At 43.7% G+C, this 13,070-nt stretch carries 15 protein-coding genes; 13 read left to right on the top strand and 2 right to left on the bottom strand.

The window, feature by feature from the left end:
• The first annotated feature begins 17 nt into the window (after positions 1–17).
• Entirely contained in the window at positions 18–2,441 is a 2,424-nt protein-coding gene (locus JK628_RS20150; RefSeq protein ID WP_202286696.1) for a class I adenylate cyclase, read from the top strand.
• Between the two features lie 56 nt (positions 2,442–2,497).
• Here the strand turns inward: JK628_RS20150 and cyaY are convergent, their stop codons facing one another.
• Positions 2,498–2,830 (bottom strand): iron donor protein CyaY, encoded by a 333-nt coding sequence (gene cyaY, locus JK628_RS20145; RefSeq protein ID WP_202286695.1) that lies wholly within the window; start codon positions 2,828–2,830, stop codon positions 2,498–2,500.
• A gap of 446 nt (positions 2,831–3,276) precedes the next feature.
• On the opposite strand from cyaY, the gene JK628_RS20140 reads away from it, so the two are divergent.
• From JK628_RS20140 to JK628_RS20115, 6 genes are all read left to right on the top strand, one after another.
• Positions 3,277–3,453 carry a hypothetical protein gene (locus JK628_RS20140; RefSeq protein ID WP_202286694.1) on the top strand — a complete coding sequence of 59 codons (177 nt, stop codon included), beginning with the start codon at positions 3,277–3,279 and terminating at the stop codon, positions 3,451–3,453.
• A gap of 5 nt (positions 3,454–3,458) precedes the next feature.
• Positions 3,459–4,703, top strand: coding sequence for a diaminopimelate decarboxylase (gene lysA, locus JK628_RS20135; protein WP_202286693.1), 1,245 nt, complete (start codon positions 3,459–3,461; stop codon positions 4,701–4,703).
• Between the two features lie 66 nt (positions 4,704–4,769).
• Positions 4,770–5,597, top strand: a complete 828-nt coding sequence (dapF, locus tag JK628_RS20130) for a diaminopimelate epimerase (RefSeq protein ID WP_202286692.1) — start codon at positions 4,770–4,772, stop codon at positions 5,595–5,597.
• On the top strand, positions 5,594–6,226 hold the full coding sequence (locus JK628_RS20125; protein WP_202286691.1) for a DUF484 family protein: 633 nt from the start codon (positions 5,594–5,596) through the stop codon (positions 6,224–6,226). The genes dapF and JK628_RS20125 overlap by 4 nt, the downstream gene beginning before the upstream one ends.
• Before the next feature lie 13 nt (positions 6,227–6,239).
• Complete coding sequence (xerC, locus tag JK628_RS20120) at positions 6,240–7,154, top strand: tyrosine recombinase XerC (RefSeq protein WP_202286690.1); 915 nt, start codon at positions 6,240–6,242, stop codon at positions 7,152–7,154.
• The gene (locus JK628_RS20115; protein ID WP_202286689.1) at positions 7,151–7,882 is read left to right on the top strand and encodes an HAD-IA family hydrolase; all 732 of its coding nucleotides are present in this window, start codon (positions 7,151–7,153) and stop codon (positions 7,880–7,882) included. Before xerC ends, JK628_RS20115 begins: the two co-directional genes overlap by 4 nt.
• 16 nt (positions 7,883–7,898) lie before the next feature.
• Here the strand turns inward: JK628_RS20115 and ric are convergent, their stop codons facing one another.
• The gene (gene ric, locus JK628_RS20110; protein ID WP_237524075.1) at positions 7,899–8,606 is read right to left on the bottom strand and encodes an iron-sulfur cluster repair di-iron protein; all 708 of its coding nucleotides are present in this window, start codon (positions 8,604–8,606) and stop codon (positions 7,899–7,901) included.
• Between the two features lie 211 nt (positions 8,607–8,817).
• On the opposite strand from ric, the gene JK628_RS20105 reads away from it, so the two are divergent.
• The 6 genes from JK628_RS20105 (at position 8,818) to JK628_RS23495 (ending at position 13,057) form a co-directional block, all read left to right on the top strand.
• Entirely contained in the window at positions 8,818–9,003 is a 186-nt protein-coding gene (locus JK628_RS20105) for a TonB-dependent receptor (protein WP_202286687.1), read from the top strand.
• Between the two features lie 236 nt (positions 9,004–9,239).
• Entirely contained in the window at positions 9,240–9,902 is a 663-nt protein-coding gene (locus tag JK628_RS20100; RefSeq protein WP_202286686.1) for a peptidase, read from the top strand.
• On the top strand, positions 9,902–10,696 hold the full coding sequence (locus tag JK628_RS20095) for a PepSY domain-containing protein (protein ID WP_202286685.1): 795 nt from the start codon (positions 9,902–9,904) through the stop codon (positions 10,694–10,696). Before JK628_RS20100 ends, JK628_RS20095 begins: the two co-directional genes overlap by 1 nt.
• 386 nt (positions 10,697–11,082) lie before the next feature.
• On the top strand, positions 11,083–11,529 hold the full coding sequence (locus tag JK628_RS20090) for a c-type cytochrome (protein ID WP_202286684.1): 447 nt from the start codon (positions 11,083–11,085) through the stop codon (positions 11,527–11,529).
• Between the two features lie 3 nt (positions 11,530–11,532).
• Positions 11,533–12,939, top strand: coding sequence for a cbb3-type cytochrome c oxidase subunit I (locus tag JK628_RS20085; RefSeq protein ID WP_202286683.1), 1,407 nt, complete (start codon positions 11,533–11,535; stop codon positions 12,937–12,939).
• Positions 12,932–13,057, top strand: coding sequence for a hypothetical protein (locus JK628_RS23495; RefSeq protein WP_272931634.1), 126 nt, complete (start codon positions 12,932–12,934; stop codon positions 13,055–13,057). Before JK628_RS20085 ends, JK628_RS23495 begins: the two co-directional genes overlap by 8 nt.
• The last annotated feature ends 13 nt before the right edge of the window (positions 13,058–13,070 follow it).

Here is a 13,070-nt window from a genome sequence, read left to right as displayed (position 1 = left end):
ATAGGAGTTAATGGAAATTGACTGAAGGGACCAATGTTCTCGAATGTGCTGCCGAAAGATTGGATTGTATTCGATATGCGAGAGCGAGTGCTTTATTGTCGCCACTTAAACGGTATTTGCTAAGATTAATTCCTATTTTATTACACCATCATTCAGACAAACTACCTGGTTATAATGGCCCGTTTACCCCACACGGGATCTTTGATTTCCACATAACCCGGGAAGGTTTTGAAGCCTGCGATACGCTTAACATTACAGTGCCGCCTAATGCAGGGAAGTCTAGCTCCCTTATCGAGGGGGTTTATAGCATGGGAAGCACGGCCAGCTTTGGCCAAAATAATCAAAGTGATATTGATGTTTGGCTTATTCACAATAGGTCGGTCAGCCAAAATCAATGTGAGCTATTGGCACAAAAAGCGACCTTGCTGACCCAATGGTTCGCGCAATTCGATTTCGAAGTTAATATCTATTTAGTTCATCCTGAACAGTTCGTTATGGCTCAAGAGGGCCAGAAAGAACCCCATAATAGTATGGGTCACGAACACAGCGGCAGTGCGCAACATTGGCTGTTACTGGAAGAATTTTACCGTAGCCACTTTAGGCTGGCAGGTAAGGTCATAGCTTGGTGGCCAGATGCTAAAAAGAACACCCACTTACTTTCTCTTGGTGATGCTCGGGCGTTACCTGCGAGTGAATATTTTGGTGCGTCATTGTGGCAGTTATATAAAGGCGTAGAGAAACCGCATAAGGCATTGTTAAAAGTTCTACTTTTAGAAGCTTACGCAAGTGAATATCCTAATACGCGTTTAGTAAGTGAATGTATTTGGCAACGCACTTTAGAAGGCGATTTTTCAGCAGGCAACGATGCTTATTATTTACTGTATGAGTCGATTGAAACATATCTATTAAAGCTGGGTGACGCCAGAAGACTTGAGATCACTCGGCGCTGTTTTTACCTTAAATGCGGCGTGAGGTTGAGCCTGCCTGACCAAGCAAGAGATTGGCGTTATTACAAAATTCATCAGTTGGTTGAAGATTGGGGGTGGGCGCCCAGCTTGGTTGCAACACTCGATAACTGTGAGCATTGGCATTGCGGCCAGCTGCAGTGGTTTAATGAACAACTTAATGTGTTGATGCTAGGGAGTTATCAAACTCTGTTGCACTTCGCGTCAGCGCACCGTTTGAGTGAAAGCTTGAGGATTTCAGAACTAGGTCTGTTGACCCGTAAGCTGCATACTTACTTTAGTGAAGATGAGCATCAAATCATGACGCTCAATCAACTCTGGAGTCGCTCGATTACCGAGGAAAACCTTTCGATTATCTATAGCGAACAGGACAATAAATACTATCTATATAGGTGTGGGCCAGATCCGAAAAATTTTTTACATCACAGCGCTGTTTATCATTCAAAGAGCAAAGCAAAGTTGTTGGTATGGGCCTCACTCAATGGCATTTCAGTGCAAGGTACTCGTTGGCATGAAGTTAAAAAGAGCAGGCGTAACGCGGCATTTTTAACTCAGGCGGCCAGTCGTCTTGATGGTTTGATTGACGTTGGCTCGATGAAGGTATCAAAAATGGCGCTTTGTCAGCCATGGCATTTTAAGAAATTGATTTTGCTGCTTAACTTTAATAGTGATCCGACAGAGCAGTGGGCTGGGCAAGAGATAATGGCTGATTATATGAATAGTAATGTGTTTTCAATGGGCAAACATAAAACCAATATGCTGGGCTCGATTGATGTTATTAGCTTAAACAGCTGGGGAGAGTGGCATTGTAATCACTTTGAAGGCGAGAAAGCGATTTTAGAAGCACTATCTTCAGTCACTCCTGGTATGAAAAGAGCATCTGAACAGGTATCAATGGAGGTGATTAGTTGTTCGAACAAGCTTAGCTCGCAAACTGAACGTGGCGTTAAGAATCTTCTCGATAGATCGGTACGTTTAAGCCGTCAAACACAAGATTCATCAACTTTGGTTTATCCACTTAAAGTGGGCCCTATTCGTTACGGTATTTTCTTTAATAATCGCGGCATGCACTTTGAGAACCTCAGCGATGCCAAGTCATTTTACCAGCAGCTTTCAAAAAGAAAATTGGTTGAAATACCTCGGCCTGAACTCGGTAATGAGCCTTTTTCAAAGATCCCGTCAGTTATTCAAGATTATGCGGCAAGAGGAGCCATTCAGTACTTTTTACGCCAACGTGTAGAGGGGTTAGATGTGTTTATTTTAGATGAAAATAATGCGTTAAATCATTATGTGCAGCAGGGAGCTGATGTTGAAGGGCTGGTAAGCCAGGTCAGTCATCACCACGCATTTAATGATTCAATATTAGAAAAAGAGCAATTTAACATGCCGCAGTTCTTTAAGTTAGAGCGCTTGCAAGGAAAGCTAATAGCATTGCCTTTTGGTGTATCAAAAGACGCTAATGAGGTGGAGTTTTAAACTAAATTTTTAACAGAAAAAAGAGGAGTGTTAGTTCCCCTCTTTTTTATAATGAGCTATTTGATATCTAGTTTTAGTCCACTTTGCTTAAAAATAGATTCGACAACAAATGGCATAAACTCATTGTTATTACGCTGATCTAACCATCTACCGTCAATATAGGCAAAGTGATAACCACCAAACTGTGTCGCTAACCAAATTTCATGCATCGGCTCTTGTTTGTTGATCACTATTTTAGAGTTGCCGTTAAATTCTAATTGTAAAACATTACCTGAACCATCGACATCGACGTCAGCATCTTGCTCATCAATAAGCACCTCGATCGCATTATCAATTGCTTGAAACATTTCATCGACAAGTTGATGAAATTCGAAATCTGTTATAGCCATGCTAATTATTCCTCAGATTTTTAAGATTGCAGCGTTAATGAAGCTAATACTACCAATCCAACCTGTGTTTACCAATCACATTAATTTTGGGGTTATTCAGTGTTACTATTACAAAATGCTATTAACGGCTTATATCTATCTGTTTTGAAAGGGTTTGTTTTAATCTTATTTCAAGGGGATAGCGTATCATTGATGTCGTTAAATATAGGTAGCTAGCACGCTAGCGGTGATTAACTGGCCAAATTATTGTTTATTACCTGTAAACCTTAGTAAAACACATATTACTTAGTACTAAATAAGTGCTAGAAACGACGGATATAAATGCGTTATAGGGTTGACTGATAATGGCCTTGTCTGCAAACATCAACAATAACTATTTTTGCCGCACAGCAAGACGTTGACATAGATTGCTCATGTTCTCGGTCATTGCGCTAAAGGGTCAACCGATGTTGAAAAAAATGAGACTGTTTTTGTTGATAGGGCTTGGTAGCCTAGTACTTTTAGGTTGTGGGCAAAAAAGTGCTTTATTTAGAGCGCCTCCGCAAGATGTTAATCAACAAGCGACCGATGAAAAGTCGCCCGACGCAGAGCCAAAGCAAAGCGAAGAAAGTCAGAAGGATTAAAGACGTTGGATCATTTTATATATCAAGCAGAAGAGCTTTACGCCGAACAATGTCAAGTTGCCGAATTAGCTCAGCAACATGGCACGCCTCTTTATATCTATTCGCGAGCGACATTAGAGCGGCATTGGCATGCGTTTGATAATGCTGTTGCTAACCATCCTCACCTTATCTGTTATGCGGTTAAGGCGAATTCAAATATTGCAGTATTAAATGTACTGGCACGTTTGGGCAGTGGCTTTGATATTGTCTCAGGCGGTGAGCTAGCTAGGGTCATCGAAGCTGGCGGTGATCCTGCTAAAGTGGTCTTTTCAGGCGTGGGTAAAACGGTTGCCGAAATGGAGATGGCGTTAGAGATTGGCATCTACTGTTTTAACGTAGAATCTGCGGCGGAGCTGGAACAATTAAGCATTGTTGCACAACGTTTGGGCAAGGTGGCACCTGTTTCTTTGCGTATTAACCCTGATGTCGATGCGGGCACGCACCCTTACATCTCAACAGGGCTTAAAGAAAATAAGTTTGGTATTGCGATGGAAGATGCTGAATCTATTTTCCTACGTGCTAAGGCGCTTCCTGGATTAGAAGTGAAAGGTGTTGATTGCCATATCGGTTCTCAGCTTACTGAGATTAAGCCGTTTCTAGATGCAATGGATCGCATGTTGGCCTTAATCGATCGTTTAGCGGGGCAGGGCATCGAGATCAAGCATTTTGATGTAGGCGGCGGTTTAGGGGTTACTTATGATGATGAATTACCACCACAACCGGATGTCTATGCTGCGGCATTACTAGAACGTTTAGGCGGTCGTGATCTTAAACTTATCTTTGAACCTGGCAGAGCGATTGCTGCTAACGCCGGTATCTTCGTCACGCAAGTGCTATACCTCAAAGAGAACAGCGAGAAGCGTTTTGCCTTAGTTGATGGTGCGATGAATGATTTGATTAGACCTTCGCTTTACAGCGCATGGCAGAAAATCATTCCAGCGATTGATCGTGGCGGCGAAACCTTGAGCTACGATGTTGTTGGACCTGTGTGTGAAACTGGCGATTTCTTAGGTAAAGATCGTCAGCTTAATGTGCAAGCGGGTGATTACTTAGCGATTCGTTCATCTGGCGCTTATGGCTTTACCATGGCTTCGAACTATAATTCACGTCCTCGAGCGGCAGAATTGATGGTTGATGGTGATAATGCTTACGTGATCCGCGAAAGAGAAAAGCTTGCCCAATTGTGGCAAGGTGAGCAGCTACTGCCGTAAACTCAATATATAGAATGTAGCGTGATAGACACTATCCGCTACGGTTACCTTTTAAGGAAGTCCATCTTGATTCAATTCACGAAGATGCACGGTTTAGGCAATGACTTCATGGTTGTTGATGGGGTTACACAAAATGTGTTTTTCTCGCCAGATCAGATCAAACGTCTAGCCGATCGAAACTTTGGCATCGGCTTCGACCAACTGTTATTGGTAGAACCCCCGTACGATCCCGATCTTGATTTTCACTATCGGATCTTTAATGCCGACGGTAGTGAAGTGGAGCAATGTGGTAATGGGGCTCGTTGTTTTGCGCGATTTGTTCGCAACAAAGGCTTAACGCAAAAGCATAAGATTCGAGTGAGTACCTCATCAGGCAAGATCACCCTGAGACTCGAGCGCGATGGCAAGGTTACAGTCAATATGGGCGTACCCATGCTTGAACCTGCTAAAATTCCTTTTAATGCTAAGAAAGTGGAAAAGACTTACTTATTGATGGCCTCCAGCGGCACTTATCTTTGTGGTGCTGTATCGATGGGTAACCCACACTGTGTCATCGAGGTTGATGATGTGGCCAATACTGATGTCGATACTATTGGTAGTGAACTGACCCAGCATGAACGTTTTCCTAAAGGGGTGAACGTTGGCTTTATGGAAGTGGTTAACAGTGGTTATATCAAATTGCGTGTCTATGAGCGCGGCGCGGCAGAAACACTAGCTTGTGGCACAGGTGCATGTGCAGCGGTTGTTGTCGGTATTTTGCAAGGTAAGCTCGAACGAAATGTACGAGTTGATCTGCCCGGTGGCACATTATCGATTAACTGGGATGGAGAAGGTAAGCCGCTATGGATGACTGGACCTGCAGAGCACGTTTATGATGGACAAATTCCTCAATGACAGAAAACAGCATGAAGCAACCACCGTTTGATGAGATCTTGATCCGAGAGTATCTGCTGGATAACCCAGATTTTTTCAGTCGTTACCCTGAGTTACTGCTGGCGATGCGTATTCCACACGCTGAGCGTGGAGCGGTTTCACTGGTTGAGCGCCAGCAGGAATCGTTACGCCAACGAGTTTCGCAGCTTGAAGAGGAGATAACAGCCTTACTATCGATGGCATCACGGAACGAGCAGATCTACATGTTTAACAGTGCATTGTCGATGAAGATGCTAAAGTGTGAAGATATGGGCGAGTTGCGGCAGATATTATCAAGCGGCTTAAAAGAGCAGTTTCAGTTTAGCCATGTTCGTCTAATAACAGTACATGACATCGATAGTGAACTGTCGCATATTTGGCGGAAGCGCTTAGATTCAGGTTATTACTTTGGTCGCCTAACCATCGAAGAGTCGAAACGTTTGTTTGGTTCTGAGGTCGGCTCTGTGGCGTTATCTCGATTATCGCAAGAGTGTGGACAAGTGATCTTTGCTATCGCAAGCTCAGATCCAATGCACTTTCATCCAGAGATGGATCATCTATTACTCTCTCAACTTAAGCAGTTACTGGATCATCAGTTGCCGAAAATTTAACAGCGAGGCTTTTATGGCCGACAATAGATCTTCGGGCACGTCACCCTGGCTTGTCAATTTTGAGCGCTACCTTAAAACTGAACGACAAGTCTCAGGCTATACGGTAAGAAATTACCTATTTGAACTAAAGCGGGTTGAAGCACAGTTTGCTGAAGGCGATTGCTGGCTAGCAATGCAACATGAGTCATTGCAAGCCATGCTTGCCAAGCTACATCGTAAGGGATTAAGCCCGCGCTCATTGTCACTGACGTTGTCATCGATTAAACAATTCTTCGAGTTTCTGCTAAGAGAGCAACAAATTTCGGCTAACCCCGCACTGAATCTTAGCGCACCCAAACAAGCCAAACCCCTGCCCAAAAATATGGATGTTGATTCAGTTACCCACCTGCTTGAAATCGATGCTAACGATCCATTGAGCTACCGAGATAAGGCGATAATGGAGCTGTTTTACTCCTCCGGGTTACGATTGGCGGAACTGGCAGCTGTCGATATTACTGATATTAAATTCTCCCAAGCGCAAGTTAAAGTCATGGGCAAGGGCAGCAAAGAACGAATCGTGCCTATCGGAAAATTGGCTCTGGCTGCCATAACGCAGTGGCTTGATATTAGACGTGATATAGCATGTGAAGATGACGCGTTATTTGTAACGGCCAAAGGTCGCCGCTTAGCTCACCGTAGCATTCAAGCAAGGTTGGCTAAGTGGGGTCAGGAGCAAGCGCTTAATGTGAAAGTGCACCCACATAAACTTCGGCACTCATTTGCAACCCATATGTTGGAATCCAGTGCTGACTTACGTGCGGTGCAGGAGCTGCTTGGTCATGCGAATTTATCAACGACTCAGGTTTATACTAGTCTGGACTTTCAACATCTAGCCAAGGTATACGATGGCGCACACCCAAGAGCAAAGAGCAGAGGCAATAAATCATGAAGGTGTTTATTAGGCCGCAAAGCTTTAGCGCTATTAGCTTTGATTTAGATGATACGCTGTATGACAATCGGCCGATTATTCAAAAAGCTGAAGCAGCCTCGCAGCAGTTTCTACAGCAACACTATCCTAAATCTAAACAGTGGCAGTTACGCGATTGGCATAGATTGAAGTTTGATCTGCTAAAGCATGCACCGGATCTTCGCCATGACACTAGCTTAGCGCGTGTGGTGATGCTGGAGCGTGGATTACTGATGCTAGGTTATGATGCTGAAGTTGCCAAAGAGGGTGCTAATGCCGTGCTTGAGCAGTTTATTTTATATCGAAGTCAGTTTGCAGTATCGAAAGAGGTGGTGGAGTTACTGTATGCATTAAAACAACGCTATCGCTTAGTTGGGATCACCAATGGTAATGTAGATCATCAACGTATTGGACTCGACGGAATATTTGAATTTGTGCTGCACCCTGGCCAAGGGGTAAAGCAAAAACCGGCAAAAGATATGTTTGTACAGGCTGCACAGAGGTTAGCTATTCCACCGGTAAATATGCTTCACGTTGGCGACAATGCGGGTAGCGATGTTGATGGTGCAAGGCGTGCAGGGTGCCAGACGGTGTGGCTCAACCCAGGATTTGGTGCGATAAGAAAAGCGACTTCGCAGTCCCACTTACCCAATATAGAAATTGATGATATTCAATGTTTAGCGCGACTAAATGAGCCAGCTGTTAGCTAAAGCTGGCTCTATTTCTTTAAGCCGTTAACGCAACCGCTTGCGGGAATAATACGTTGTTTTCAATATAGATGTGTTGCTTTAGATCCGCTTGAAATTCAGCTAGGGTGGCATAACAAACTCTCCATGTGGTACAGGCATACTCTGGTGGCTCGAAGCCATTGGTGAGTTCACTGATCCTTTCCATAATCTGCAACGCTTCATCATGCTCATGTAGCATGGCATTAATTGGATTACTGATATGACCAAAACAAGTTTGAGTTTGCACCTGGTTATGCAGCCCTAGAATGGCTGGAAACAGGATCTGTTCCTCTTTCATTAAGTGCGGCATTAAGTCATTGACAAGCGCATTGATCCAGCCCGCTAATGGCTTTATCTCGCTATGATTCTCACCATGTGCACGCACCATTTTTTGACTGTATTCAATGAGTAAAGGTGTCTTTTCTCTCACATAAGTGTGATGTGTTGCTTCAATATAGTTAAGCAGATCGGGCAGTGGTAACTCTGCAAGCCCTTGACCCTGTTCTGCGTTTTCGTCTAACGCTAGTAGGGCATTGATAAGTTGGTCTTCATCTGCTTCAAAGCGTGTAATCGCGCGTTCTAAAGATATCCCACCACCGCAACAAAAATCGATACCAAACTGACTAAAAATATGGGCTGTACGGAAGTCACTAGCGACCAATTCTCCGACACGAGTATTAAGTAACACTTCTTTTGATTGAGACATGATGGCACTCCAAAAACTGCAATAATATAACATGCATATTATTTGTATCTTTTGTTGGTCGCAAACATTACTTGAGTTAAATGCTCGGGTAATCACACTTTTGAGTCAAAACATTACTTTAGAGGTATGCAGATAATTTGATTGTGACTGTCTAGTGGCAGAACGTGCAGTAAATTTGAATTGGTTTAGATAATCACCTCACGATGCATCTATGGTTTCAGTTTCGCAACCCTACAGACATAACGAAAGCTATCCTGTTTCAGTTGATGCTGTGACTTACCATAATGTGCAGGTTCGCTATCAAATGGATGACAGCATTGCGTTAACTGGGGGAGTTGATAATCTATTTGATAAAGATGCGCCATATCATCAAAGTTATACCGACGGTAAGACCTAATACTTAGTCGGGCGTCGCTATTATATTGCGCTGAAATGGAGTTTATAGCGCAAGTTCGCTACTTGCTTAAAGCCTTGGTAGCCAGAGTTAAGCATAGGATTAAAGATAGGGTCGCACAAAAGGTCGGCAATAGACTTACTTAAAACAATAACAATAATAAAAGGTCAGTAATTATTTTGAGCCTAATAAAAAAAATTAAGCGGGTGTTTTCCGCGCACTTCCTCCATAGATGGCTGATGTTGGCACTTGTCATACCTATCGTGATCTGGTCGGTTACCGGCAGCTACTTTGTATTGATGGATATTAATTTTATACGGGGCGACTATATTGGCAAGCAGAGTGTTGTTCATATCGATGCAAAGCAGATTAAATACCCGATATCAGCCGTGTATCAGCGCTATCCAGATGCCGATGAGATCAGTTTAAAGCGATTGGCAAGCCAGCATTACTACCGCATAGAACTCAAGGGGAAAGTCTTTTTACTTAATGCTAATTCAGGTCAGCTGTCAGCAGAAATAACAGAGCCGCAAGCGAGAGAAATCGCCAAAGGCTTTCAGCATCAACAATCAATTCCTCTAGAAGCAAAGCTCATCAAAGTCGTGCTGCTGCGAGAGAAAGGACCTGCAGAGTTGGCTGCGCGGCATCTACCTGTGTGGCAAATGGACTTTGATGATAGCGCTGCCACGACCTTGTATTTGTCTGCTACTACAGGGGAGTTGGTTACGCGTAGGCATGACTACTGGCGCTTGTTCGATCTATTTTGGAAGTGGCACATCATGGATTATGACGATGGAGAATCCATTGACAATAAGCTGCTATTGTTCACGGCTATCCTTGCCATTATTTCCGTTATCGCCGGGCTACTGCTCACTTGGCAGCGTCGCCGGAGGTACCTGTAATGACAATTAAAAAACGGCAGTCTAGTAGACAAACCAGATCCACAAATCAGCTCAGTAAGCGGATGAAGCGCTGGATCAAAGTGGGTCACTATTGGATAGGCGCCTTGGTTAGCGTTCAGTTACTGTTATGGCTCACTAGCGGGCTCTATTTCAATCTTACCCCCCATGATGAGCTTAAAGGTATGGCGTACAATCACAGCCATCACACCGAGCAAAATCAACATAAATTTGAGTCTCAGCGGCTGCTCGAAATCGCCCCATTACTTCAAGCTCGGCCTGAGACTGAATCAGTTAGCTTAGTCACTCTAGCAGGGCTGCCTGTTTATCGACTCGAAGCTAAAGTGCAGCGTTATAGCCATCAATGCCAGCAACAGGAGTTAATCGACGCATACTCAGGTAAAACCTTAGATATTGATGAGCCACTGGCGATGCAACTCGCCATCGATAGTTATATGGGACCTGGCAGCATCAGTAGTATTGAGCAGGTGACGCCACCCCATAATGATTGGCCAAAGCAGTGCAACCCTTTGTGGCTGGTGAATATGCAAGATGACCTGTCGACCCGAGTCTATATCAATACGGTTAATGGCGAGTTGGTTGGCCACAAAAATGACCAAACTGATATTGCAGATTTTATGTTTAAACTGCATTTTATGGATTACCTCAATCAAGGTAGTTTCAACAATCCTTTCAGTTGGTTATTCGCACTCCTTACTCTGTTGTTATCACTATCAGGCCTGTATTGGGTGATTGAGAATTTAATGTTGAAGCGCTATAGATTCAAATTAAGATAAATGAGCAAGGTTGCGCAGTTGGGCCGAACAATCCATAGATAGAAGGTTTTATTGCCAAAATGCATACCTATCCTACTGAATTTTATATCTTCAGCTAGGATGGGTATCGTTACCCTTACTTGAACTACACTTTGGTGGTTATGCCAATTTCACCGTGATCAAGTAATGGTTACCATGGTAAAAGATTTATTTATCTCACATTCTAACTATTCACCGTCAGGCGAGCAATCTGAAGCTCATCAGCCGTAAAACGCTTGGGACACCTATGTCTTAAAGTCAGCACCCTAAAGACTCAATTGTTGAAATCCAGCAAATAAACTCTGTTGTCCTATACTGAGAAAATCTTTAATCAAAAAATTAAAGTCACCAGAATATAGGGTAGCAATATGTCAGACACTTTTACGAAAGGTATGGCTCGAAATATCTACTATGGCGGCAGTGTTTTTTTCTTACTGTTGTTTGCCGCACTCACCTTGCATACCACTAAAGAAATGCCTAAATCAGACCACCGTGAAAACCTCACTGAATCAGTTGCTAGAGGCAAGGTGGTATGGGAAGACAATAATTGTATCGGTTGCCATACGCTCATCGGAGAGGGTGCCTATTATGCTCCAGAGCTGGGTAATGTTTACTTTCGTCGTGGCGGTGGCAATCTAGATGCATTTAAAGGCTTTATGCAGGGCTGGATGAAGATTCAACCTCTTGGTGTACCGGGGCGGCGTCAGATGCCTCAATTTAATTTGACTGAGCAACAAGTTGATGATTTGGCGGAGTTCTTAAAATTCACCGCCGAAATGGATGTTAACAGTTGGCCACCGAATATTGAGGGGTAAGCAATGAGTACTTTAAAATTTCAATCGCAATCAGTGGCGACACCTTATTTTGTTTTTGCGTTAGTCTTGTTTGCAGGTCAAATAGTTTTTGGCCTCATCATGGGACTGCAATATGTCGTCGGTGACTTTCTTGCCGGTGCAATTCCTTTCAATGTAGCTCGTATGGTTCATACAAACTTGCTCATTGTTTGGTTGTTATTTGGCTTTATGGGAGCGGCTTACTTCCTCGTACCGGAAGAGTCTGAAACCGAGTTATACAGCCCCAAGTTAGCCATAGTGCTATTTTGGGTATTCGCGGTGGCCGGCACACTAACCATATTAGGTTACCTATTGGTGCCATACTCGACTCTTGCCCATATCACCGGTAATGAATACTTCCCCACGATGGGGCGCGAGTTCTTAGAGCAACCGACCATCACTAAAATCGGCATTGTTATTGTCTGTCTTGGCTTTCTGTTTAACATTGGAATGACAATACTTCGAGGCCGAAAGACCGTCATAAATATGGTGCTGATAACTGGTCTCATTGGTCTCGCGGTATTCTTCCTATTCTCATTCTATAACCCTGCCAATATTGCCTTGGATAAACTTTTTTGGTGGTTTGTAGTTCACCTGTGGGTTGAAGGGGTATGGGAATTGATTATGGGAGCCATCTTGGCCTTTATTCTGATCAAAATTACCGGAGTAGACAGAGAGATCATTGAAAAGTGGCTCTACGTGATTATAGCCATGGCGTTGATTTCCGGGCTGTTGGGGACTGGACACCACTTTTTCTGGTTAGCAACTCCGGGATATTGGCAGTGGGTAGGCTCGGTATTCTCAGCCATTGAACCGTTGCCTTTCTTTGCTATGGTGCTGTACGCATTCAATATGGTCAATAATCGTCGCCGTGAGCATCCTAATAAGGCAGCTACTCTTTGGGCATTGGGCACCGCAGTAATGGCATTTTTAGGCGCAGGCGTTTGGGGATTCTTACACACCTTGGCACCTGTTAATTATTATACTCATGGCACCCAAATCACCGCTGCCCATGGCCACATGGCCTTTTATGGTGCTTATGCCATGATAGTACTCACTATCATTTCCTACGCTATGCCTAAGCTAAGAGGTGTTGGCGAGGCGTCGAGTAATAAGGCGCAGGTGATTGAGATGTGGGGATTCTGGTTGATGACTGTCGCAATGGTCTTTATTACTCTATTTTTAACCGGGGCCGGAATTTTGCAAGTCTGGTTACAGCGTATTCCTGAAAACGGTGAGGCACTGAACTTTATGGCCACCCAAGATAAACTCTCTATTTTCTACTGGGCAAGAGAAGCTGCAGGAGTGGTATTCTTAGTTGGTCTGATCACCTATTTGTGCAACTTTTTGGTTGATAGGAAAGCGGTAGAAAAAAGGGGCGAAGTTGAGTGAAAGTGTATCTAATTGCTGCACTGTAATTGAAGCCGCCCCCATTGATTGGCGTCAGCTTGAGCTCAATCTACTGCACAAGGGAGATAATTTAACCTCTTATGGAAGAATGGGTTGGTAGTATCTGGCACAGG

Source organism: Shewanella sp. KX20019 (assembly GCF_016757755.1).
In the GTDB taxonomy this organism is placed as follows: Bacteria; Pseudomonadota; Gammaproteobacteria; order Enterobacterales; family Shewanellaceae; genus Shewanella.
The sequence above is the reverse complement of the archived record's forward strand: the minus strand, read 5'-3'. Positions and strand labels throughout refer to the sequence as shown.

Coding starts and splice junctions, on each gene's coding strand:
- JK628_RS20095 (WP_202286685.1), top strand. CDS start 9,902: ATGACAATTAAAAAACGGCAGTCTAGTAGACAAACCAGATCCACAAAT.
- JK628_RS20105 (WP_202286687.1), top strand. CDS start 8,818: ATGGTTTCAGTTTCGCAACCCTACAGACATAACGAAAGCTATCCTGTT.
- JK628_RS20100 (WP_202286686.1), top strand. CDS start 9,240: ATGTTGGCACTTGTCATACCTATCGTGATCTGGTCGGTTACCGGCAGC.
- cyaY (WP_202286695.1), bottom strand. CDS start 2,830: ATGGCTATAACAGATTTCGAATTTCATCAACTTGTCGATGAAATGTTT.
- JK628_RS20090 (WP_202286684.1), top strand. CDS start 11,083: ATGTCAGACACTTTTACGAAAGGTATGGCTCGAAATATCTACTATGGC.
- xerC (WP_202286690.1), top strand. CDS start 6,240: ATGGCCGACAATAGATCTTCGGGCACGTCACCCTGGCTTGTCAATTTT.
- JK628_RS20115 (WP_202286689.1), top strand. CDS start 7,151: ATGAAGGTGTTTATTAGGCCGCAAAGCTTTAGCGCTATTAGCTTTGAT.
- ric (WP_237524075.1), bottom strand. CDS start 8,606: ATGTCTCAATCAAAAGAAGTGTTACTTAATACTCGTGTCGGAGAATTG.
- JK628_RS20125 (WP_202286691.1), top strand. CDS start 5,594: ATGACAGAAAACAGCATGAAGCAACCACCGTTTGATGAGATCTTGATC.
- JK628_RS20085 (WP_202286683.1), top strand. CDS start 11,533: ATGAGTACTTTAAAATTTCAATCGCAATCAGTGGCGACACCTTATTTT.
- JK628_RS20140 (WP_202286694.1), top strand. CDS start 3,277: ATGTTGAAAAAAATGAGACTGTTTTTGTTGATAGGGCTTGGTAGCCTA.